Origin of the sequence: Halobacillus sp. HZG1 (genome assembly GCF_035818575.1) — a bacterium.
Lineage (GTDB): Bacteria > Bacillota > Bacilli > Bacillales > Halobacillaceae > Halobacillus > Halobacillus litoralis.
In genome coordinates, this window is the sequence record NZ_JAYLVQ010000063.1 from 46,655 (window position 1) to 68,374 (window position 21,720).

General features: G+C 43.5%; 20 protein-coding genes and 1 riboswitch. Of the genes, 6 read left to right on the forward strand and 14 right to left on the reverse strand.

What is annotated here, in order from left to right:
* Positions 1-27 precede the first annotated feature (27 nt).
* Positions 28-138: riboswitch (SAM riboswitch) on the forward strand.
* Positions 139-247: 109 nt separating this feature from the next.
* A complete protein-coding gene (locus VKA52_RS11815) occupies positions 248-1,942 on the forward strand; it encodes an O-acetylhomoserine aminocarboxypropyltransferase/cysteine synthase family protein (RefSeq protein ID WP_326315786.1) in 1,695 nt (564 codons plus the stop codon).
* Between the two features lie 23 nt (positions 1,943-1,965).
* A complete protein-coding gene (gene metX / locus VKA52_RS11820; RefSeq protein ID WP_326315787.1) occupies positions 1,966-3,018 on the forward strand; it encodes a homoserine O-acetyltransferase MetX in 1,053 nt (350 codons plus the stop codon).
* A gap of 80 nt (positions 3,019-3,098) precedes the next feature.
* On the opposite strand, the gene VKA52_RS11825 is transcribed toward metX, so the two are convergent.
* From VKA52_RS11825 to VKA52_RS11875, 11 genes are all read right to left on the reverse strand, one after another.
* A complete protein-coding gene (locus VKA52_RS11825) occupies positions 3,099-4,460 on the reverse strand; it encodes a polysaccharide deacetylase family protein (RefSeq protein WP_326315788.1) in 1,362 nt (453 codons plus the stop codon).
* Positions 4,461-4,684: 224 nt separating this feature from the next.
* Positions 4,685-5,521, reverse strand: a complete 837-nt coding sequence (gene kynA, locus VKA52_RS11830; RefSeq protein ID WP_326315789.1) for a tryptophan 2,3-dioxygenase — start codon at positions 5,519-5,521, stop codon at positions 4,685-4,687.
* A 13-nt stretch (positions 5,522-5,534) separates the two neighbouring features.
* Positions 5,535-6,179 (reverse strand): DUF4166 domain-containing protein, encoded by a 645-nt coding sequence (locus VKA52_RS11835; RefSeq protein ID WP_326315790.1) that lies wholly within the window; start codon positions 6,177-6,179, stop codon positions 5,535-5,537.
* A 373-nt stretch (positions 6,180-6,552) separates the two neighbouring features.
* Entirely contained in the window at positions 6,553-8,079 is a 1,527-nt protein-coding gene (locus VKA52_RS11840) for an RQC-minor-2 family DNA-binding protein (protein WP_326315791.1), read from the reverse strand.
* 82 nt (positions 8,080-8,161) lie between these two features.
* On the reverse strand, positions 8,162-8,860 hold the full coding sequence (gene rpiA / locus VKA52_RS11845) for a ribose 5-phosphate isomerase A (RefSeq protein WP_326315792.1): 699 nt from the start codon (positions 8,858-8,860) through the stop codon (positions 8,162-8,164).
* Between the two features lie 572 nt (positions 8,861-9,432).
* Positions 9,433-10,065, reverse strand: a complete 633-nt coding sequence (locus VKA52_RS11850) for a response regulator transcription factor (RefSeq protein WP_160910765.1) — start codon at positions 10,063-10,065, stop codon at positions 9,433-9,435.
* The gene (locus tag VKA52_RS11855) at positions 10,062-11,102 is read right to left on the reverse strand and encodes a sensor histidine kinase (RefSeq protein WP_326315793.1); all 1,041 of its coding nucleotides are present in this window, start codon (positions 11,100-11,102) and stop codon (positions 10,062-10,064) included. Before VKA52_RS11855 ends, VKA52_RS11850 begins: the two co-directional genes overlap by 4 nt.
* On the reverse strand, positions 11,099-11,818 hold the full coding sequence (gene liaF / locus VKA52_RS11860) for a cell wall-active antibiotics response protein LiaF (RefSeq protein ID WP_160910763.1): 720 nt from the start codon (positions 11,816-11,818) through the stop codon (positions 11,099-11,101). Before liaF ends, VKA52_RS11855 begins: the two co-directional genes overlap by 4 nt.
* A gap of 67 nt (positions 11,819-11,885) precedes the next feature.
* Positions 11,886-12,527 carry a PspA/IM30 family protein gene (locus VKA52_RS11865; protein WP_326315794.1) on the reverse strand — a complete coding sequence of 214 codons (642 nt, stop codon included), beginning with the start codon at positions 12,525-12,527 and terminating at the stop codon, positions 11,886-11,888.
* A gap of 22 nt (positions 12,528-12,549) precedes the next feature.
* Positions 12,550-12,897 (reverse strand): lmo0954 family membrane protein, encoded by a 348-nt coding sequence (locus VKA52_RS11870; RefSeq protein ID WP_160910761.1) that lies wholly within the window; start codon positions 12,895-12,897, stop codon positions 12,550-12,552.
* A 183-nt stretch (positions 12,898-13,080) separates the two neighbouring features.
* Positions 13,081-14,181, reverse strand: coding sequence for a M24 family metallopeptidase (locus VKA52_RS11875; protein ID WP_326315795.1), 1,101 nt, complete (start codon positions 14,179-14,181; stop codon positions 13,081-13,083).
* Positions 14,182-14,363: 182 nt separating this feature from the next.
* On the opposite strand from VKA52_RS11875, the gene VKA52_RS11880 reads away from it, so the two are divergent.
* Entirely contained in the window at positions 14,364-14,765 is a 402-nt protein-coding gene (locus VKA52_RS11880) for a hypothetical protein (RefSeq protein WP_326315796.1), read from the forward strand.
* 34 nt (positions 14,766-14,799) lie between these two features.
* Here the strand turns inward: VKA52_RS11880 and VKA52_RS11885 are convergent, their stop codons facing one another.
* Positions 14,800-15,387, reverse strand: coding sequence for a biotin transporter BioY (locus VKA52_RS11885; protein WP_326315797.1), 588 nt, complete (start codon positions 15,385-15,387; stop codon positions 14,800-14,802).
* Positions 15,388-15,521: 134 nt separating this feature from the next.
* Entirely contained in the window at positions 15,522-16,019 is a 498-nt protein-coding gene (locus tag VKA52_RS11890) for a carboxymuconolactone decarboxylase family protein (protein ID WP_326315798.1), read from the reverse strand.
* 111 nt (positions 16,020-16,130) lie between these two features.
* Here VKA52_RS11890 and VKA52_RS11895 point away from each other — a divergent pair, with 111 nt between their 5' ends.
* Positions 16,131-17,579 carry an Eco57I restriction-modification methylase domain-containing protein gene (locus VKA52_RS11895; protein WP_326315799.1) on the forward strand — a complete coding sequence of 483 codons (1,449 nt, stop codon included), beginning with the start codon at positions 16,131-16,133 and terminating at the stop codon, positions 17,577-17,579.
* Positions 17,580-17,633: 54 nt separating this feature from the next.
* On the opposite strand, the gene VKA52_RS11900 is transcribed toward VKA52_RS11895, so the two are convergent.
* Entirely contained in the window at positions 17,634-19,913 is a 2,280-nt protein-coding gene (locus VKA52_RS11900; protein WP_326315800.1) for an ATP-dependent DNA helicase, read from the reverse strand.
* Between the two features lie 172 nt (positions 19,914-20,085).
* Between VKA52_RS11900 and VKA52_RS11905 the strand changes: the two genes are divergently transcribed.
* Both VKA52_RS11905 and VKA52_RS11910 read left to right on the forward strand, forming a co-directional pair.
* Complete coding sequence (locus VKA52_RS11905) at positions 20,086-21,003, forward strand: SGNH/GDSL hydrolase family protein (protein WP_160910754.1); 918 nt, start codon at positions 20,086-20,088, stop codon at positions 21,001-21,003.
* 17 nt (positions 21,004-21,020) lie between these two features.
* Positions 21,021-21,656, forward strand: coding sequence for a YpmS family protein (locus VKA52_RS11910; protein ID WP_160910753.1), 636 nt, complete (start codon positions 21,021-21,023; stop codon positions 21,654-21,656).
* Positions 21,657-21,720: the final 64 nt, after the last annotated feature.

Genomic DNA, 21,720 nt, shown 5'->3' on the forward strand with positions numbered 1-21,720 from the left:
CAAGTCAGAAAAATTGAATAAAAACAACTCTTATCGAGAGCGGCAGAGGGACTAGGCCCTACGACGCCCGGCAACCTTCAAGGCAAACCCTTGAAAAGGTGCTACATCCTACAGATCACATGATCTGAAAGATAAGGGGAGGTATGAGATACATAAAGCCCTCTTCTTACTTAAAGAAGAGGGCTTTTCTTTTTCACTCTTCAACAAAGTGAATGCCCTAGGAAAAAAATAGAGGAGGAATTTTCCCATGAGTTTACCATTCCACACGTTTGGTCCTGAAACGAATTTGCTTCACGGTGGTCAGGAACCTGACCCCGCTACAGGTTCACGTGCTGTACCGATTTATCAGACGACATCGTATGTTTTTAATGATACGGAACATGCTCAAAATCTTTTTGCACTTGCCGAGCCCGGCAACATTTATTCACGAATCGGTAACCCAACCGTGGATGTATTCGAACAGCGCATCGCTCTTCTGGAGGACGGTGCCGCAGCGGTGGCGACAGCATCAGGCATGTCCGCGATTACGATGGCTATTCTGAATGTCGCTAAAGCTGGAGATGACATTGTGACTTCCACGAACCTTTATGGAGGAACGTACAATTTATTTGTCCACACCCTCCCTCGTTATGGAATCAATGTCCACTTTGTAGAAGGAGATGATCCTGAATCGTTCGCCAAGGCGATTACTCCTCATACAAAAGCGATTTTTGCCGAGACCATTGGGAACCCTAGTTTGAATGTACTGGATATTGAAGCGATCGCAGACGTCGCGCATGATCACCACATCCCTTTCATCATCGATAACACATTCGCTACTCCTTATGTGTGCAGACCAATCGATTGGGGAGCAGACATCGTTGTGCACTCTGCCACGAAATGGATTGGCGGACATGGAACGGCCATTGGAGGTGTGGTGGTTGATAGTGGACGTTTTGACTGGAATCATGAGAAATTCCCAGGGTTCACTGAACCGGATGAAAGCTATAACGGGATTCGATTCGGGTTGGATGCCGGCCCTGCTGCTTTTGCCATAAAACTACGCGTCCAGCTGCTTCGAGATATTGGGGCCTGTCTTAGCCCACAAAACGCATTCTTACTTTTGCAAGGTCTGGAAACTTTACACTTGCGAGTGAAAACACACGCGGATCAAGCTTTGGAAATCGCCGAATACTTAGTGGACCACGATGGTGTTGAATGGGTGAATTATCCAGGGTTGAAAGACCACCCTACTTATTCTTTAGCCCAAAAATATTTTCACTACGGGCATGGATCCATTGTTGTCTTTGGAATTAAAGGCGGGCGTGATGCAGGTCGTAAACTAATTGATCAAAGTACCATCTGGTCGCATGTAGCCAATGTCGGGGATGCCAAATCTTTAATCATCCATCCAGCTTCTACGACCCACCAGCAATTAAGCGACGAAAACTTGAGTAAATCGGGTGTAACAGAAGAACTAGTCCGCTTGTCTGTTGGCTTAGAGTCTGTGAAAGATTTAATCCAGGATCTGGACAATGCCATCTTCCACGCCACTGGATATAAGAAATCCTATGGTAAGAGCAAACATGTGGCAGAGCCTGTTTTATCATCATCCCTGGACCGTTCGAACGGGGAATTGAGGAAAAGAGTGATCGGGATCGTAGGCACAAGTACTCTTCTTATGGAGCAAAACAAGTTGGAAAGGTTAGGGTTTGAAGTTCTTACCTTCTCTCATCTTGAGGATCTGCGTAAAGAAACGAATGTCAACTGGGATATCGTCTATGTTGAAGAAGCCGATGAAGATGTCTTGAACATAGCAAAAGAAATAAAGCCAACATTACTCTGGTCAAGGAAACCAATCACTCACGAAGATGCAGCCATCATTTCCGGGGTAAGCCTTTATGACGCTGTCGTGAATATCCGGTCAGGGAAAGATTTTTCCACTTCCCTCGTATCGGTCTAGTGAAAGAAAGGAGAATGAAAAGCATGTCATTAAGAAACCCCGCCAGCCACCCACGAACCAATCAATCGATCTCGATCGGCACTTTCACCTTTGAGTCTGGTGAAGTGCTATCAGATGTCGAACTTGCTTACGAAAGATACGGGCCGACGAATGCCCCCGTTATTCTCGTATGCCACGCATTAACGGGCAACCAGCTCGCCGTCGGTTCAAGGGATGAACGTGGCTGGTGGGCCGGTTTAATTGGGGAAGATTGTCCAATTGATACCAATCGCTATCAAGTGATCACCTTCAATGTTCTAGGTGGATGTCACGGATCAACAGGACCCGCAAGCATTAACCCGGACACAGGCAAACCATACCGGCAAACCTTTCCAAAAGTCACGATTCGGGATATGGTGCATGCTCAATATGAGGCTTTACAACAGTTAGGCATCACTCATGTCCATGCGATTGCAGGTGGATCACTTGGCGGTATGCAGACGTATGAATGGGGACTTCTTTACCCTGATTTCATGAAAAAACTATTCATTCTCGCCGCTACCCCTTATTTAAGTGATTATGGCATCGCATTTAACCATATCGGTGCCAGAGCCATAAAGAGTGACCCTCATTTCCTAAACGGGGACTATCATTCAAATGAGGACCTCAGAGGATTCGAAATTGCCCGTATGACCGGAATGGTCACGTACCGAAGCAGTACATTATTTGAAAAAAGGTTCGACCGGTCCTATAACACTGATACGTCGTATGAAATTCAATCCTATTTGGACTACCAAGGGGATAAGATCAAAGAGCGCTTTGATGCCAACAGCTACCTTTACCTTCTTGAGGCGATGAACAATCATGACATTGGGCGAGGGAGAAATGGTTGGGCACAAGCAGCGAAGCAATACAAAGCAGAGGTCCACACCTTCAGTTTCGAACACGACCTCCTTTACCCAGAAGCCCTGATTCAACCATTCTCTACCTTCTGTAAAAAAGGAAAGCATCATCACATCCCCACTGACTATGGTCATGATGGATTTCTCGTAGAATTTGACCGTTGGGGCAAATGGGTGGAAGATCAATTAATCTAATATCCCACCAGGTACTTTCCCCTTGTACAAATCAAATAAAAAACCCGTTCCGTTTTGAATTCAAAACGGAACGGGTTTTTTTAATGATCACTCAAATGACTGACAGGAACGACTTTATACCCTTTAGCATACAGGTTCTCCAATAAAAGCTCTACGGTTTCCACTGTAGAAAGTTGAAGGTCATGAAGCAGAATAATGGAATCTCCTTCTACTTTTGAAAGAATATCCTCTGCTACTGCTTCCGGCGGGAGATCTTCCCACTTCTCAGAATAAATGGTCCAGGGAACAACATGACCTTCTTCTTGATAGTTGGCAGAAGGCAGGTTTCCAAAAGGCAATCGCAGCAGGTCCACCTTTTGTCCGGTCACTTGTTCCAGAATCGTTTGAGTCGATGAGATCTGCTGATTGATCTGTTCGTCTGACATGCGACCCAAGCGAGGGTGATTCCATGTATGATTACCAATTTCATGCCCGCGCTCACTCACTTCCCGAACCACCTCAGGATAGTAACCTACGCGCTTGCCAATCATGAAGAAAGAGGCCTTCGCTTCATACTGGTCCAGTACGTCAAGGATTTGCCTGGTGACTTCAGGATGAGGACCATCATCGAAGGTTAAAGCCACTTCTTTCCCCTCCTCATGTAAATGGTCATCTAAAGTAAAGTCCTGATATTTATTGTCACTTCCCTGATCCTCTGAAGTTAGATTAGTCATTGCTTCAGGAGTCTCTTGGAAGGCTCCTTTATATTCTGAACGAAGAAGCTTAGATACTTTGCTTTTCTCGATTATCACACGGACCGGTTCCTCATTAGCTGGATCGTCTATAAATACAAGGACCCCTTCACCCGTCAAAGCGATGTCTTCGTAAAATTCAGGTTTAGCCTCAAGCTTATCTATAAGCTTCGAGTTTTCTTCACCTGCATCAATCATTTTTTCTTTCGTCCAATCGTGAAGACGATCGACATAATAGATGTCTTCCTTGAATAATTCTTCCATCGACAAAGCTTTGCCATTTTTCTTATCGAAATTCATAATGGTTTGATTGGTAATGACTCCACCCCTACCAAGATCAATCGTTTCGATAAACCTCACAACAAAAAAACGTTGGTTTTGATGGATGACTTCAAAATCAATGTGCAGCTCGTGCGCCTGATCTCCATTATTTTTTTGTTTACTCTTATAACTTTCTTGTTTAAACAAAGCTTTCTGCTGATTCACATAATCTATAATAGTCTGGTCAATTTGGTTATTCGGTGTTTGTGGATAATGAGCGGTCATATGATACTCTTCAAATTCATTAATCTCTGTTTCTATACTTACGTCATACATTGCCGCCTGCTTACCCTTTTTCTTCCCCGACTCTTCATTAGCATTTGCAATGAAAGAACAGCCGGACGCCGTCAACAAAACAAACAAAATGGTATATATAATCGGTTGTCTCATGCTTTTCCCTCTTTATCTCATAGTCACACTATCTATTGTAACACAAATGTAACAATGACTTAATAACTTCGATATATTCAGTAAATTAAATTAATTCAACAAACCCTTTTTTCGTAAACACTCCTTATTCTTGAAGGTTCAGTTTCGAGACGTTTGTGTAGTGGGTTGGGGCTGCGGAGGATAATATAGCGGAATAAAAAAAGAACTTTCCCATAAGGAAAGTTCTAAATGTTGGTGCGGACGTCCCATAGCTCTGGAAAGAAGCGGTGGTCGAGTACTTTTTTTAAGTAGCCGACGCCCGAGGAGCCACCTGTGCCTTTTTTATGTCCTATGATTCGTTCGACTGTTTTCATATGACGGAAACGCCATTGTTGGAGACTGTCCTCGATGTCCACAAGCTTCTCCCCTAATTGGTACAGGTCCCAATACTGTTCCACATTTTTATAGACATTCGTCCAGGCAGCTTCTACGCTGGAGTCTTTTTCATACAGTTGTGTGTAATCCCGGTCCAACAGGTTTTCAGATATATGAAAACCTGAATCGGATAGCTTCTCAATAGCAGCATCGTAAAGGCTTGGTGCACGATAAGCCGTTTCAAGCCGCTGGTGCAGCTCAGGGTCTTTTTCGTAGATCTTCAACACGTGAGGCGTTTTATACCCCAGTGCAAATTCAATCATCCTATACTGATAGGATTGGAAGCCGGAAGCCTGTCCAAGCTGATCACGGAATTCCATATATTCGGACGGGGTCAATGTTGATAGCACATCCCACGCTTGAATGATTTGTTTCTGTATGCTTGAAACGCGTGCCAGCATCTTAAATGCCGACTGCATTTGATTTTCTCTGATGGCTTCTATCGCTGCGTGAAGTTCGTGTAAAGTTAATTTCATCCACAGTTCACTGACTTGATGAATGATAATAAAGAGCATTTCATCATGATGTGAGGATAGACGATTTTGCGCAGATAGCAGCTCATTCAAGTTCAAATATTCCCCGTAGGTCATCCTGCTTGAGAAATCAGTATGGATGTTCTCGTTGCCATCTTTTTTATGGTTAGTCACTGATGTCCCTCCTTCAGTCCAAAACGCCGCGTTCAGGAATGTTGTTAAAAGTCATCGGTAAAAATTCCGTATGAACTGTTCCTTCATACATAAGAAGCGTTCCTAAGAGTGGGTGCTCTGCATGGACATGAACCCGAAAAGCACCTTCCTCTTCATCATAATGTTCGTACACGCTGGTTGTCGGATTCGTCATGGACAATAGTCCATCTACATTCATTGCTTTTGACTCCATATAGAGTCCGCCTTCCGCTGTGACATGGAGATCCAGCTCGGTTTGTAGGAGGCCTGTCTTTCCAAGATCATCAACGATACAACCTTTCTCTTCATCAAATCGCATCGCTGCATCAAAACCTCGAATAGAGTAGGGAAAGAAGAACCTCCGAATCCAACTGATCGTCTCACGTCCTCTTTCATCTTCATAGATATAATTCTCAAGAGTGAACGGCACGTCCTTTCCTCGTTCTGCGAACACAAGATGATCTTTTGTTCCCACTTGAAGGAAAGGGCGCAGCAATGGATGGGTTCCTCTGATTTCAGTCATTCTTCCTTGTCCAAGAATCATTAGATTTTGTTTGCTCGTCAATCCGTACTTCTTTTGAAGCTCCGGCTGAAGATTATGGAATTGCTCACCTAGCGCGCGATGAAAAATCGATTTCATGAAAAAAAACTCCTCTCCAAAACAGGTTTCCATCCTTGCTTCATTGTGGATGGTTACGAATGTTTGTCCTTTACTCTTTATGTAATACTCCATATTTAAACAGGATTAATAAAAAAGGTATGAAATGTTCCAAAACAGAATATGGTTTTATTTAGTAACCTATTTCCTTTGATGTATGTAATGGCATTATAGCATAAGTAACCGCTTTCCATGATACCTGAAAAGAAATAAGACCTGCCCTTCAGCAGGTCTTTATGATTGTATGTGTGAAATCGAGAGGAAGTTGCATAAGCTTTTGTCACCTTTTATTTGTGTTATGCCCGGGTGTATTCTTTTGACATCCCCCGCTAAAAGGTTCACTTCCAATAGTCAATTACATGACTTCTTCTGCATAGTCGCTAATAGAATAGCCTTTTTGCTGTTTCATCAGCCATCCTTGTTTTTCAAGCTGGTTGAAAAGTTTTTGAATATGTTTTTCAGGCCAACTTGAAAGAATACCAAACCAACGTGTTTCATGCAGGCGGAGCTGTCTAAGCTTATTAGTCGCCTTTCCAGCAAGCACTTGTACCAAGGTATGAGCCGGGTAATCTGTTCCGTAATAATAGATCAAGTCAAGCACTTGTTGAGTTTCTGCATACGTCAGCGATCTTCCTTTGACAGTAATGATCACATCATTCTCTTCATACCGAACCTCACTCAACTTATTTTTTAACTCTTCCAATACATGGCTTGTCATCGGGTAAACATTTTCCGGAACAATCTTTTGCCAATCACGTAGTTCTTTCAACATGCGAACGTCATCGAGCTCTATCTCGGAAAGCCACAACAGCTCCGATTCCGTCGTACGTTCCGGAATCCTGCTCCGATTTAATTTATCATACATGTAGAGGAGTGGATGCGATTCCATATCATCTGCTTTACGCTGATAACGGTGAATCTGTTTAACAACCTCCAGACTTTCATCCAACGTTTTTCTGGCGACAGTCAATTGTTTTTTCAATCCCCGTAATTGAAGCAGCTGTTCCAGGAGGCGCTGGTTCTGATCTGCAATTTCATTGAATTGCTTCTCAATCGTTATGACTCGTTTCGTCGCTCGCTCCACATCGAACTCCTCTTCAAGAGCCACTCGATCTTCATCCAGATAATAAAGCAGAGTATAGTCACATCTTTCGCAAGAACAGCAGATGCATCGCTCCTTTGAAAGAAAGGTGAGTGATTTTTGGTGTGAACAGCTTCCTTCCCTGCCTTCCAGCCAATCAGCAGGTAAAGTTCGGAATGGACGCATGACGATGCTGACTCTGTGGCGCCAATATGCCACATCCTCAGGGTAATTAAGAACCGAGATGAGAGCGGATTGATTCATGACTTCAACCGCATCGATGACCTCCCTTTTTTCATGGAATAATCGTACGATCGGGTGATTATGAAAAGCAGCCGATATTTTATCGATCCAGTGCTTACGGTCGTATTCACTTATATGTGATAAAAACAGATAATCCTCAAGTACTTCCCCGACATGTTCATAAAGTTGTTCCGAGGTGAGTTGAGTAAAATCTGTACTGTATAAATACTCTTCTTTTAAAGGTAGTCCATGTTCTTCAGACAAGGACCTCCATAAAAACAATTCTGGGCGCAACAAATGTGGGTGGATCGTTTCTTCTTTTTCAAAAGAAACCGGCAGGACAGCTCTTCCTGATAACCCCAGGTAGGGGCGAATATTCGCTACATCAAGAGCTTTGTCGTTGATTTGGTCCACGATTGCGTCATTAAGCCTGGATAATAACCCCCGTTCAAATTTATGTCCGATCGACCGGATTTGTTTGTTCTTCTTTCCGATCGGCGCAAGTACTACATACGGGTATCGTTGATCCTGGTAAGCAATCCTGTTTGGCAGTCCCATAATGATTCCCCTTTGAATAAGGATTTACTACTATTATAGAAAAAGTATTACGATGTACCAATAAATATAAGTAAAATGGGCGTCATACTGTTAAAATTTCCACGGAATACCCAATGAAAAGCCCCGTTTCTATGACACCTGGAATCGCACTCAACTCTTTTTCCAACGTATCGTGTATAACATGAAACCTTACGTCTATGAGCACATTGCCAGCTTCGGTCAGAACCGGGCCGTCCTTCGCTGCCGCCATACGCAGCTGAATGTCATGACACTCAAAATGTTGAAGAGCTGTTTCTACAAGATGAATGGCTCGCGGGTCCACTTCCAATGGAACGGCAAACTTCTCCCCAAGCCTTTCCACATGCTTGCTTTCGTCTACTAAAATATACGTTTTTGCAGCGCTTGCCATTACGAGCTTCTCGGCAAAAAGAGCGCCCCCTCTTCCTTTAATGAGGCGTTGTGCTTCATCCACCTCATCTGCCCCATCAAACCCCCAATCGGGTTGATGATTAAGAAGAGAAGTTGTGGTCAGTCCATAATAGCTGCAGTTCATTTCTGCCTCTTTAGAAGTAGGAACAGCGAGAATCTCCAGCTTTTCCTTTTCCACTCTTTCCGCAATCTTTTCGAGGGCAAGAAAAGATGTCGACCCTGAGCCGATGCCGATGACATCTCCGTCTTTCACATAGCAACTTACTTGTTGAGCGACTTTTTCTTTTCGGTCGCGATTTGAAATTTCTCCTGACCAGACCGGCTGACCAGCTAGATTATTCTTCCACTTCACAGATATCACCTCTTCCTTTGGTATTCCCGAATGATAAAAAAACAAGCATGGGTGGTAAACAAAGTGTATCAGATGAAGAAGCCGCTTCCTTTTCCCACAACAAAACTTTGTCATTCTTAACGTTCTCTTCACATAAATATAAGGTAATCCATTGTTCCACAGAAAGAAGGGGATGGCATTGAAACAAGTGTACTGGAAGTTGTTCATCTTCTATCTCATCCTCATCACCGCCATCGTACTCGTCACATTAAACCAATAAACCCGAAGACACTTCTCCATATTAGCTCTCTATTCTTAAAAACTGCGTTTCGAGTTCGCTTTCTATGAGTTGGTTAGGAAGCTGCGAGACTCCCGTGGTGGATAGGAGATCGGGAAGATCCCGCAGGACGTAGCCCGAGGAAGTTCCACACTCCCCAGGAAAGTGAGTAACTTCACAGCACCCTCAGCAAACGAACACCGGTGAGTCTCGAACTGGGTATTCAACAATCCTGCCATAGTTGAACAAGCGTTTAATTCATAGGAGGGAATCAACAATATATTCAAAAAACCTCGACCGTTTTATGGTCGAGGTTTTATTGAATTAAATCATGCTTGAAGGCATAGATTACTGCCTGTGTACGGTCAGAAACTTGGAGTTTCCCAAGGATATTGCTTACGTGTACTTTTACGGTTTTCAGAGCAATGAACAATTGATCTGAGATTTCCTGGTTAGTCTTGCCTTCCGCCATTAGAAGAAGAACTTCTTTCTCCCTTCCTGTCAGCTGATCGTGAAGTTCTGCTCCATCCGGAGTACGCATTTTTGTCATGATTTTACCTGTCACTTCAGGTTCTAGGATGGACTGGCCTGCGTATGTAGAACGAATGGCTTTGGCAATTTCTTCGGCTTTTGACGTTTTGAGCATATAACTCGTCGCTCCGGCTTCGAGTGCCGGGTACACTTTTTCATCATCCAGAAAACTCGTGACGATAATGACTTTTGCCTCCGGCCATTCTCCAGTTATACGTTTTGTTGCTTCGATACCATCCATTTCATCCATGACTAAGTCCATCAAGATAATATCAGGACGATGTTCCAATGCAAGATCTACGGCTGCCTTTCCATCGTCTGCTTCCGCAACAACTTCGATATCCGGCTGTGCCGACAAATAGGCTGAGACGCCGATGCGCACCATTTCATGGTCGTCAGCAAATAATACAGTAATCATCCCTCTTCGCCTCCTTTAATCCGATGGGGAACTTTCACCTCTAAGTGGGTGCCCTGTTCCTTTACGCTTACAATCTTTAATGTCCCTCCAACTTCAAACGCCCGCTCCTGCATGTTCTGCAAGCCATATGAACTGGTCTTCGCTTCTTCTACATCAAAACCGATGCCATCATCCACGATACGCAGGATGACGTTATGGTCCCTTTCAATCAGCATGACATTCAGCGAATGAGCCTTCGCATGTCTTAAGGTGTTTGATACCGATTCTTGGAGTATCCGGAAAAGCTGATCTTCAATCCCTTTTTCAAGATTCAAAGGTTCTACAGACCACTCAATTTCCATTGGTACTTTTTGTGTGAGTTCATAAAGCAGTTCCTCTGCACCTTCTGACAAGGACTTATCCTTGAGAGCTACAGGTCTTAAATGAAGGAGCAGCGCTCTCATTTCAAGCTGAGACTGATGAATCATCCGTTCGACCATCTGCATTTGTTTTCTCGTGGCCTGCCAATCATCCGAATCGGTTTCATTAATCGCAGACATCATCATCGAAGCTGCAAATAATTGCTGACTGACGGAATCATGAAGCTCTCTTGCAAGCCGGTTCCTTTCCTGAATTACTACTTCCTGCAGACTTTTCTCACGTTCCTCAGCTCTTTCTGTAACCATTCGTTGAGCAAGCTCTGTTTGTTTGGTCATTTTTTCTTCCAGTTGTTTAAGAGCTAGGTCGATCTGCTCCATCTCTTTCAAATCAACCTCTTCTTCCGAAAGCTCATTCCCCTTCGTCAACTCAGAGACACGGTGTTCGATAGTGTATAGCTGTCTCCTCCAAAACCATCCCTGGATGACGCCGACTACAAACCCAAAAGATAAAGAAATGAACAAAACAAAGAAAATATAAGGAAGATCAAAAACCTCTCTTTCCAGGAGATCCCCCCACGAGCCGAAAGGAAAGGCATAGAACGTAATGGCCAACAACAGAATGGTGAATCCCATAAAAGTCAGCGTACCTGACAACAATTGTCTCTGCCATACATTCATACGCGCTTCACCTCAAGCTCTCCGGACACCATGGACGTGATAATTTTCACGCGTGGCTTTTGTTTTCGGTATCCTTCGGTTTGATAGGAGAGAACCTGGTTGAGCACGTTCGATTTCTTATATTGGAAGATAGAAGCACGTCCAATGAGAGCACTATGATGAATGCTTACCTCTACTTCATAAGGGATGTAAACGGTGAGATTACCAATCCACTGGCGTATAGAAATGACGGCCTCATCGTGAGGAAGAACCGTTTGGCTCAAATCCACGATTCTGTCTCCGAACCCCCCATGAATGTTGATATCCTTCCATTCATAAGAAGTTTTCGGTGTAGCATCATCTCCAAAAAACTTCTGTCTTAGCAATGGTTCCTGATCAGGCATTTCCTGGTGGTAATCAATGATCTCAGGTTGGATGTGTTCCGGCTTTTCTCTTGATTTGAAGTAATCTCTTAAGAACATGAGAATGAGTGCTATGACGAGGAACCTCACAGCAATCATACTTAATACGGTGAAGATTAAACTGATTAATCCAATCCAGAAAAGGATTTTCCTCCATAGTGGACGATAGTTTTTCCACCCGATATAAATAAGGACTCCGGAGAATACGAGAGAAAACACAAGTCCCCCGTTGAAGAAGACGATTTCTACAACGAGGAGGATCACCCCAATGATTAAAATCGTGTTGATCGTATCAGTCGAAAGCTTTTTAAGCATAAAGGTCATCCCCCTCTCTTGAATCGATAAAGACGCAGAAATCTGCGCCTTTATCATACCATGTTTTCTATTTAGCGGGTACTTCCTCCCGCTTCTCCATTTCTTTTTCCAGGTGGGCCATTTTGCTGTCAAACGTATTATGGTAATAGGCACTGTTCACTTTGTACTCAAGATCCTCGATGTAGCGGTCAATTGCTGAAAATCTGGAATAAGGCTTGTCCGCTGTGTCCTCCATCACACGATTCATGCGGTGATGAGCACGAGCGGTATTTTCACGCCCCATCAATTCCATCCGCTTCAAATGCATGTCCTTCAATTTATGTTTCATTTCTTCATATTTGCGTTCAAGTGCCTCCAGCTGTTCGATGCTGTCTCTTCTCGATGCTTGAAGGCGTTCGGCTCTCGCCTCATATTCCTGCTGCTCTTTGAGGGCGAATTCATACATGTTGGACTCCCCTGCTTTTTCGGCAACTTCAGCCTGGCGCCTGCGCTTGTCTGCCATATCCTGTGCCTTTTGGAACTCACGGGAAAACTCATCTTTCAATCGGTACTGCCGTTCCACAAGCTGTCTAACCTTCTCCGTTTCTTTTTCACTTTCACGCAAATACTGATTCAACATCGCGATCGGATTCTTTTGTTCTTTTTGATCTAACGCCTCATGTAAGTCTGCGGTAATGGAATCTTTCAATCTTGTAAATAAATTAGCCATAAGTGTGTATCTCTCCTTTAGTTTATTTGTTCATTTCTGCCCATTGACGTTCGAAGTTTGTAAAAGGATCGTCGGACTTGGTAGAATGTACCGATCCGCTTTTGCTTGTCCAATTCTTATAGATCCAGTAAAGGGCAAAAGCAGCAGCGACACCAATGACGGCATAGACATTTGAGACGGCTATACTGAGGATGATCAATCCAACAACCACCCATCCGATTTTTCCGGCCGTAGAGTCACTTTTCATGAACTGTTTGAACACTACGTACAACAGCCAGACACTTACACCCAGGAGGATCATCGGTCCTAAATTGACAAGCAATACAGTAAGAGCGACTAATCCAGCCAGGAACAGTAAAAATTTCTTCATCGTTTTTTCCCTCCTTGCTGTTTTCTTGTCTTTATCATATCGAGAATAAAAGGGTGGCGTAATGAGCCAGAGATATATTTTCAACTAAGACCAGAGGCGTATGTGAAGGATACAGTGGAGACACAACACTTGCTTGAGGCTATGAGATACAGAAAAGGCCGCCCAAATAAGGCGGCCTTCCTTTTAGTCTATAATACGCAGTTCTTTCGGGGTTTTCGTCAATGTTACGTATCCGTCTTCTGTAACGAGCACATCATCTTCCAAGCGGACACCGCCCACTTCAGGGTCATAGATTCCAGGCTCTATCGTGTACGTCATCCCCTTTTTCAAGACGCCATCATTCAAATGGCTCATGGAAGGAAATTCGTGTACGTTGATTCCAAGACCGTGACCGATGCGGTGTGGGAACTTGTCTCCGTATCCTGCATCTGTGATGACGTCACGTGCGACTTGATCAAGATCACCGATCCGCGTTCCCGGCTTACTGATGGCAAGCGAAGCGTCCAGGGCTTCCTTTACTTTATTGTAAATCGCCTTTTGTTCTTCACTCACCGAACGGTAAGCAAACGTGCGGGTAATATCGGATGTATATCCTTTCCATACAACGCCAAGGTCAAATAAAACAAAGTCTCCCGGCTTCAAGCAGCGGTCACCAGGGTTTCCATGAGGTTGACCGGATTTTTCACCGAACAGGACCATTGTGGAGAAGGACATTTCCGCAACGCCTTTTTTCTTCAGTTCATATTCAATCTTAGCGAGAACTTCCATTTCGGTAATTCCCTCTTCCAGGGCTTCCACTCCCACACTCACACCGAAATCTGCAAGCTCGGCCGCTTCTTTCATAATGCTGACTTCGTTGTCGTCTTTGACGACACGCATGTTGTTCAATCGCCCTTCGATGTCCTCTACTTTCACATCTTCAAAGAGTTCGAAAAAGGATTCACTACGTCCATAAGAAAGGACTTGTTTCTCTATCCCTACCGTCTTCACATTCGCGATGCCCTTTTCTTTCATACTGTCCGCCATCATCTGCCACGGGTTTTCGTGATCGGCATAACCAATCACTTCCTTCGTCCACCCAGCATCACGGATTTGACCTTTTTCCATCCCTGGCAGGACAGCAATAGGATCCGCTTCAGGAAAAACGAGCAATCCTAAAAGCCTTTCATGAGGATCGGTATGAAATCCGGTTAAATAAAAAAAGTTCTCTGTTGAATTAATAAACGCTGCATCCACGTTTGTATCTTTTAGGTATTGAGAAAATTGTTCCAATCGTTGTTCCAACATTCATCACTCCTCTTTGCTTCTTTTTTCATCATAGCTCAAACGATCGAGCAATCCAAATCACACAAAAGTCCGAAAACGGGAGTGAACGTTTAGCGACACTTTTACCTTTTCCATTCTCATTATGAGGAGCATTCGATATAATGGCGAAAGGTGATGAAAAAATTAGGAGGTGAACGATTATGGACCGTACTCGTTTTTTTGTGCGGGTAGCTGCGATTTACGCATTGATCGGCGCATTTATGGGTTCCCATATGGCCGGCGGAGGAGGACTGCAATTGAGCGCGATTCACGCTCACATCCTCGTTGTTGGATGGCTTTCTCTTTTCGCTTTCGGTGTTTATTATAGAGTGTTCTCCATACCCAAAGATTCTAAGCTGGCGACCGCGCACGTATGGACATCTTTCTTCGGTGTGTTCGGCTTAACCGTGGGTATGTGGCTGTATTATACCCAGCCGCTTCCGGGTTTGAATACATTTAACACAATCTTCTTCATCGTCGGAGGGACCGTTCTTCTTGTCGCTTTCGTCCTATTTGCGATTATGACTTTCGTTCATGGAAGACAAATTTCCGAAAACGCATAAAAAGAGATCCGCTGCTCATAGCGGATCTCTTTTCTTATGCAGCTTGTCTTAGCGGTGTACGCTGCAGCAATGTTTTCTCTAATCGTATCGCAAAATATGCGGCTACAATAGCTAAAGCTATATCTTTAATTAAAAATGGTACCATGCTTGACCAAGCCACAACGAATCCAATGCCTTCCCCTCCAACCCAAAAGTTCAGAGCGAAATAAAAAAGATTGACACCGATAAAATAATTCAACACAATGCCGACAAGAGCTGCGGTGATATAGGTCGGCAGGTTTCGGTTAGACTCCGCGATCTTGCCAACAAAAAAGGCTAAGATTACGTATGAAACAATAAACCCAAAAGTCGGGGATACCAAAACCGAAATCCCCCCAGAAAATCCAGCAAAAATCGGTGCACCTGCCAGCCCTAAAAGAGCGTAAACAAGAACTGAGAATGAACCTAATCTGCTACCCAGAACAAGTCCTGCCAGGATGGCAAAGAATGTTTGAAGGGTAAGCGGTACGCCCATGACCTGTAAAAATGGCATGAAGGCGGTGATATTGGCTCCGATTGCCATGAGAGCAACGAATAAGCTTCCCAAAGTAATGTCGTAAGCCGAGAAACGAGATGACTTCATTACGGTGTCCCCCTACATATAAAATCTCTTTGACTACTATTAAGATACGAAAATTCACCCCATAATGTCAACTTCGTTTTTTGGAAGTTAACAAAAAAAGGAGCGCCATCATAAGCGGCACTCCTTTTTGAGGTTTATAACCCCAACCCCATTGAGAGTTGGTTCGTATAACTTGTATAAGCAACGATCTGATTCAAGGCTGCTATTTTTTGGGCATCATAACCATGCTCTTTCAGCCGTTCCACGTCTTCCTTCGTCACTTTTACTGGTTGATCAATTAAATGCTCCGCATACATAAGCACTACTTTCCATTCTTCATTCATGTCAGATTCCATGTAATTGCTGAGCCAATCCAGTACATCCTCTTTATCTACCAGATCTTCAAGTAATTTGGAGTGACTATCCGTACAGTATTTACACCCATTTTTCATCGATACGAACGTGATGACCGCTTCTCTTAAATCGTCAGGTATATTGGTCTCTTTTATAGCTTTTTGTAATGGAAGAAAAGCTTCATACAACTTTTCGTCATTCGCAAGCAGACGATCGAACAAAGGGGCTGGATGGGGAGCGTGACTTTGAACATTTAGTTCTTTCATTTCTTTTTGTTTGACAGGTTTTATCCATGGCATCTTCACACCACTCCTTATAATTCTTTTTAACTAGTACATAATAACCCATTATATGGTGACTTTTTCCTATAATTGTAGTAGTATAGACTCAAAAAGTAGGAGGGGGAGTATATGTTTTCTCCTCAAAGGAAGATGGGGCAATATACGACCCCGCAAGAAACCGTGCAATATATGACTCAGAAGCTTCTATCAGAACTACCCAAAAAGAGCGGATTGAAGATTCTCGACCCAGCCACCGGAGACGGTATTTTCATCCATACATTGTTGGAAGAAGGATTCTCAGCAAAAAACCTCTATGCCTTGGATATCGACCGGAACATAAAGTCACCACACCCTGACGTTCATTTTTACTATGAAGATTTTTTAAAGGTTAATCAAAATGAACAATATGACGCAATCATAGGTAACCCTCCCTATAAATCTAAACGCCAAAGCCCTTACTTTTCCGAAAACCGAGAAAGAATTCAACGCGAGTTTGGTAAAATCGGCATTCATAACTTATACTCCCTCTTCATTCACAAAAGCATACAATGTCTAAAGCCAGGCGGAGTGATGACAATGATTGTACAAGACTCCTTTCTCACCAACATCTACTACAAAAACTTTCGTGAATTCCTACTTAAAGAAACCGAAATTAAAGAAATCGTGCTTGCTCCCAGACGCCTTTTTCATAAAGGGAAAGCTGATGTACGTACAGCTATCATTACGCTTAAGAAAAGAAACAGCGAAAGACCCGCCTCCGAACAAATGAGGTTGATCGATCGCTTAAAAGTCCAGGACTACGACCATCCACCAGAGGACACGGTCCAGTTTCTATCACAGCAAACATTTTGGCAGATGCCCTCATATAACTTTGCGATCAATGTCCCTGAAGATATCCTGAGGCATTTCGAGGCTTCTTATGAGCCGCTGGGAAGTGTCCTTAAAGGGGGGACAGGCATATCTACCGGCGATGATCAATCTTTCTTGCGAACATTCGAGGAGGGGCCTGTTCCTCCTGACTGGATCCCTTTTTATAAGAATGGCGGGAGAAAAGATGCTTGGTACTATGAACCAAAATACTACATCCATCAGGATTGGCCGGCCTATGTAGAGAGAGAGGGGAACTTCACGGTACGGAACCGGGCCTATTTCTATAAAAGAGGGATTACCTGCTCTTCCATGGGAGTCGACTTCTCAGCTGCCTTACTTCCGGAGGGTTCCTTGTTCGGTGTGAACGCTAACCTTTTTCCAGAACATGAGGGAGATTTATACTATTTTCTCGGGCTGTTAAATAGTAAGTTGATCAAATACATGGTAAGAAAAGTCCTCAACCGCACCAATATGATCACGTCAGGCTACATCAAGAAGATCCCCTACATAGAACCTGATCCTTTCCAAAAGCAGGTAATGATTGAAACAGCGCGGAGTATCGTTGAAAAGAAGAAAGAAGATCCCTCTTTCCCTACCAACGATTGGCAGACTATCGTTGACCAAACCGTGTATGACATTTATGGGATATCGAGTTCCAGTCGTTCAAAAGTCCATGATTTCTGCCATGATATTATGGAGAAGATTTGACTCTTCTCCACCTCCCCTCTCATTTTCCGGCACAATATTTCCTGGGAAATCAAATCATTTAAGAATTCGATAATTTCCCCAATCATCAGGAAGAAGCTGCAAATATTTCCTCGAAAGAAAGCGGTCATCGACAAGTTGGATCGATCCGTGATCTTCTTCTGAACGGATCAACCGTCCACCTGCCTGCAACACCTTGTTCATACCCGGATAAACATAGGCGTAATCATAACCGTTTCTTCCTTTTTGATTAAAGTAATCTTTGATCAATTCCTTTTCAAAACTTCTAGGAGCAAGCCCTATACCTACCACCGCTACACCGTTCAAACGATCTCCACGGAGATCTACACCTTCTGAGAATATTCCTCCCAGCACAGCGAAACCGACGAGTCTCCCACCTTCCTCGAATTGAGCAAGAAAATCTTCTCTTCTTTCTTCATCCATTCCCCGCTCCTGCATGACCGCATCCACAGAAGAGACGTTCTTGAATTCACGATAGACCATTTCCATATAGTGATAGGAGGGGAAAAAGAAAAGGTGATTCCCTTCATGAAGTTCGACCTGATCATTAAGGCGTTTAGTCAGTTCACCAACCGTCTTCTCCCTGCTCTTATACCTCGTAGACAAAGGAGTGATCATTACCTCAATTTGCGAAGAGTCGTAAGGGGAAGGTAAATGTAAGATATAATCGTCTTTGGTTCCCCCAAGCATCTCTTTATAATAAGCAAACGGGGAAAGAGTCGCTGAAAAAAACACTCCTGACCTGAACGTTTTCGTCGTTTCACGCAGGACATGTGATGGATCGAGACAAAACAGCTTCAATACGAAATCTCCCTCTCTCGTACTCTCCCCCAACAAACGATAGTGTTCATCCACATATTCGAGTATTTTCAAAAACCTCTGAGACTGAAAATATACATCCACCAGCCGTTCAGATCTTTCCCCTTCCGTATTCTCTTGCAAAAGCGATTCTGCCTCTGACAGGAAGCGTTCTATGTTTTCTTCCAACTCTCCCGGCACCTGCTCCAGTTGGATGAATTCCTTCGTTGGAGAATAAAAACGCTCTAAATCTTTTCCAATCGCCTCAGCCACTTTAACTAAAAGATCTTCTCCCCCCTCCCATTCAGCCGCAACGCTTTCATAGGATTGCTTGGCAATGGAGGCCGAATACATCTCGCGAGCACGCTCGACAAGGTTATGGCTTTCATCCACGAGCAGCGCTGTTTTTTTCTTTCGATCAGGCATCAGCCGCTTCAATGAAACCCGAGGGTCGAAGATGTAATTGTAGTCACCGATGATCACATCAGACACATCAGTAAGGTCCAGTGAAAATTCAAAAGGGCAAACTTTATGTTTCCTTGCATAGGATTCAATAACCGCACGTGTCATTTGTGTTTCGTGGAGGAGAATATCGACAATGGCCCCATTAATCCTGTCATAGTAACCGTCAGCAAATTCGCAGTAGTCCGGCTGGCATATCGTTTCTTCCTGAAAACAGATTTTATCTTTTGCTGTCAATGTAACCGATCGGAGCTTCAGTCCTGTCTCCCCCATCTTCAGTAAAGCTTCTTCTGCCGTCGCTCTTGTTATTGTCTTTGCCGTTAAATAATAAATTCTCTCCAAACCATCCAACTGTAAGGCTTTAATAGCTGGAAAAAGTGTGGATATCGTCTTTCCAATCCCTGTCGGAGCTTGAGCAAACAGATTTCTCTTTTCCTCCATTGTGCGGTAAACACTTCCTGCCAATTTTCGCTGACCGTCACGATAACTAGGAAATGGAAAGTTCAAATCAGGGACTGTCTTTTCTTTTTGCTCTCGTATGTGAAGAAGAATCCGCGCATATGATGCGTATTCTCTTACTGTTTCTTCCATGAATTGATGCAATTCCTCGTATGTAAACGTACGTAGGATCTGCTTTTTGTCTTTTGTTCTTTTCTGCACATACGTCAACTGCACCTGGATATTGGGAAGCTTTTCTTGTGCTGCATAGATAAAGGCATATCCTTTGGCTTGAGCCCAATAAAGGGGATAAGTGGTATCATCAATTTCATCAAGATCCCTTGAAGTGGATTTGATTTCATCAATCACCGGGCCTTCTTCCGTGTCCAATAATCCATCGCACCGCCCTTGAACCTTAAGGTTTACACCTTCTTGATCAAACTCATATTCCAGGAATACTTCGGATTCGTCCTTTTCTTTATATTTCTTCTGAACTTCTTGATGGATGGCCGTTCCTTCTACAAGCGCTGTATTCGTTTGAAAACGTTCGTCAATACTCCCCGTCCTGTACACATAGGAGACAAGGTCTCGAACGGAAATCGTCATTTGTGTGTCCATCGATTCCCCTCCTGCTTAGCGGTTTTATTTTCTTACCCTCATCTTCTTACACTCTTTTCCGTATGTCTATTGTATAGGACCATGATATAATTGTGGTTAAAACTTTTCATTTCCCATTAGATGGGAAGCACATATAATAGAAGTGAGATTACCCTTCAGGAGGGATTCAGCCTTGAAAAAATGGAGATGGATGGCAGCCGTCGCACTCTCCTTCTTGATCGCCTTTTTTATCATAGCAGCTTTTATATATACCCCGGAAGAAGAACCGTCGACTGAATCGAAAGACTCACAGAACACCGCGGAAACCATCCCCGCTCAAGAAGAACAACGAGAAGCCGAAGAAGATGAACAGGAAAGTGAAGCAGAAGAAGGGAAACTTAGTGAAGGATTACGTGAGGTCTTTACTAGTGTGATTGAAAGTGCCCGGGATGTTTTTATTAAAGATGACCTGGACATCGTAGCAATTGGTGACTCTTTGACACAAGGGGTTGGAGACTCCACGGAAAACGGTGGATATATTGGAATTCTTGAAGAAACATTCAATGCCAACCCGAATACAGAAACCCTGAATATAACAAACTACGGAAAACGTGGAAATCGGACAGACCAGATGCTGGAACGGATGGAAGACGAAGAAATTGCCAATTCCCTGCGAGAAGCGGACTTGATTCTGATTACCATAGGGGCGAACGATGTTATGAAAGTGGTGAAGAATAACTTTACAAACTTGAATTATCAGGACTTTGTTGAGGAACAAGATGGGTATGAAAACCGGATGCGCGACATATTCAGTCGGATCCAGGAATTGAACCCAGATGCACCGGTGTACCTGGTGGGGCTCTATAACCCTTTCAACCAATACTTCACGAACATTCCTGAACTTGGGAAAATTATGGGAGATTGGAATGAGATCAGTCGTCGAGTAACTGACGATTACGAACAAGCCACCTTCATCCCTATCCGGGACCTGTTTGAAGGAAACGAAGAAGAACTCCTTTGGGAAGAAGACCTTTTCCATCCGAACGAAAGAGGTTATAAGAAGATGGCTGAGCGCGTGTTACAATACATTAGAGAAGACATCGAACAATAACAGGTGGAATGTATAAGATGAAACGACTATTGTTGAATAATAAATGGAGAACATCCTTTTGGCTTTTGGCTTTAATTAATATGGGGATTGTCATTTGGCTTGTCGCTTTAGTTTTCTTACCAAGCTCTTATACCATCGTAAATGTGGATCAGGAGAAAGAAAGCCCGGATGCAGAGTTCACCATCGTTTCTACAAAAGAAAATATGGAGCAGCTCGCCAATGAATACCTCTCAGAACTCTCAACCCAGACAGTTTTCGACTATTCGATCTCCTTAGATCGAAACGTTACGTTATCAGGGAACATCAAGGCCTTCGATCAGGTCATCCCGATTAATGTTGAGCTGCATCCTGAAGTGCAGAAAAATGGAGACCTCATTCTAAGACAAGAGAAAATCTCCTTAGGGAAACTCCCTCTCCCAAATAAAAAGGTATTGGAATTTGTGAAAGACAACTACAACTTACCAGAATGGGTCATAGTAAATCCAAATGAAGAAAATATTTATGTTGCTGTCACTCAAATGGACACGGCAAGTAACTTTAATGTGAAGGTCGACCGCTTCAATTTAAATTCCAATCAACTGGCTTTTAAAATTGCCGTACCAAGCAATACTTTCCAATTCGCTCAACGAGTTGTGAACGATCATATGCAGTAATAAGCAAAGCAGATGAATGCACACCTCCTACTATGATAAAATTGGACTATCATTCCCAACGATA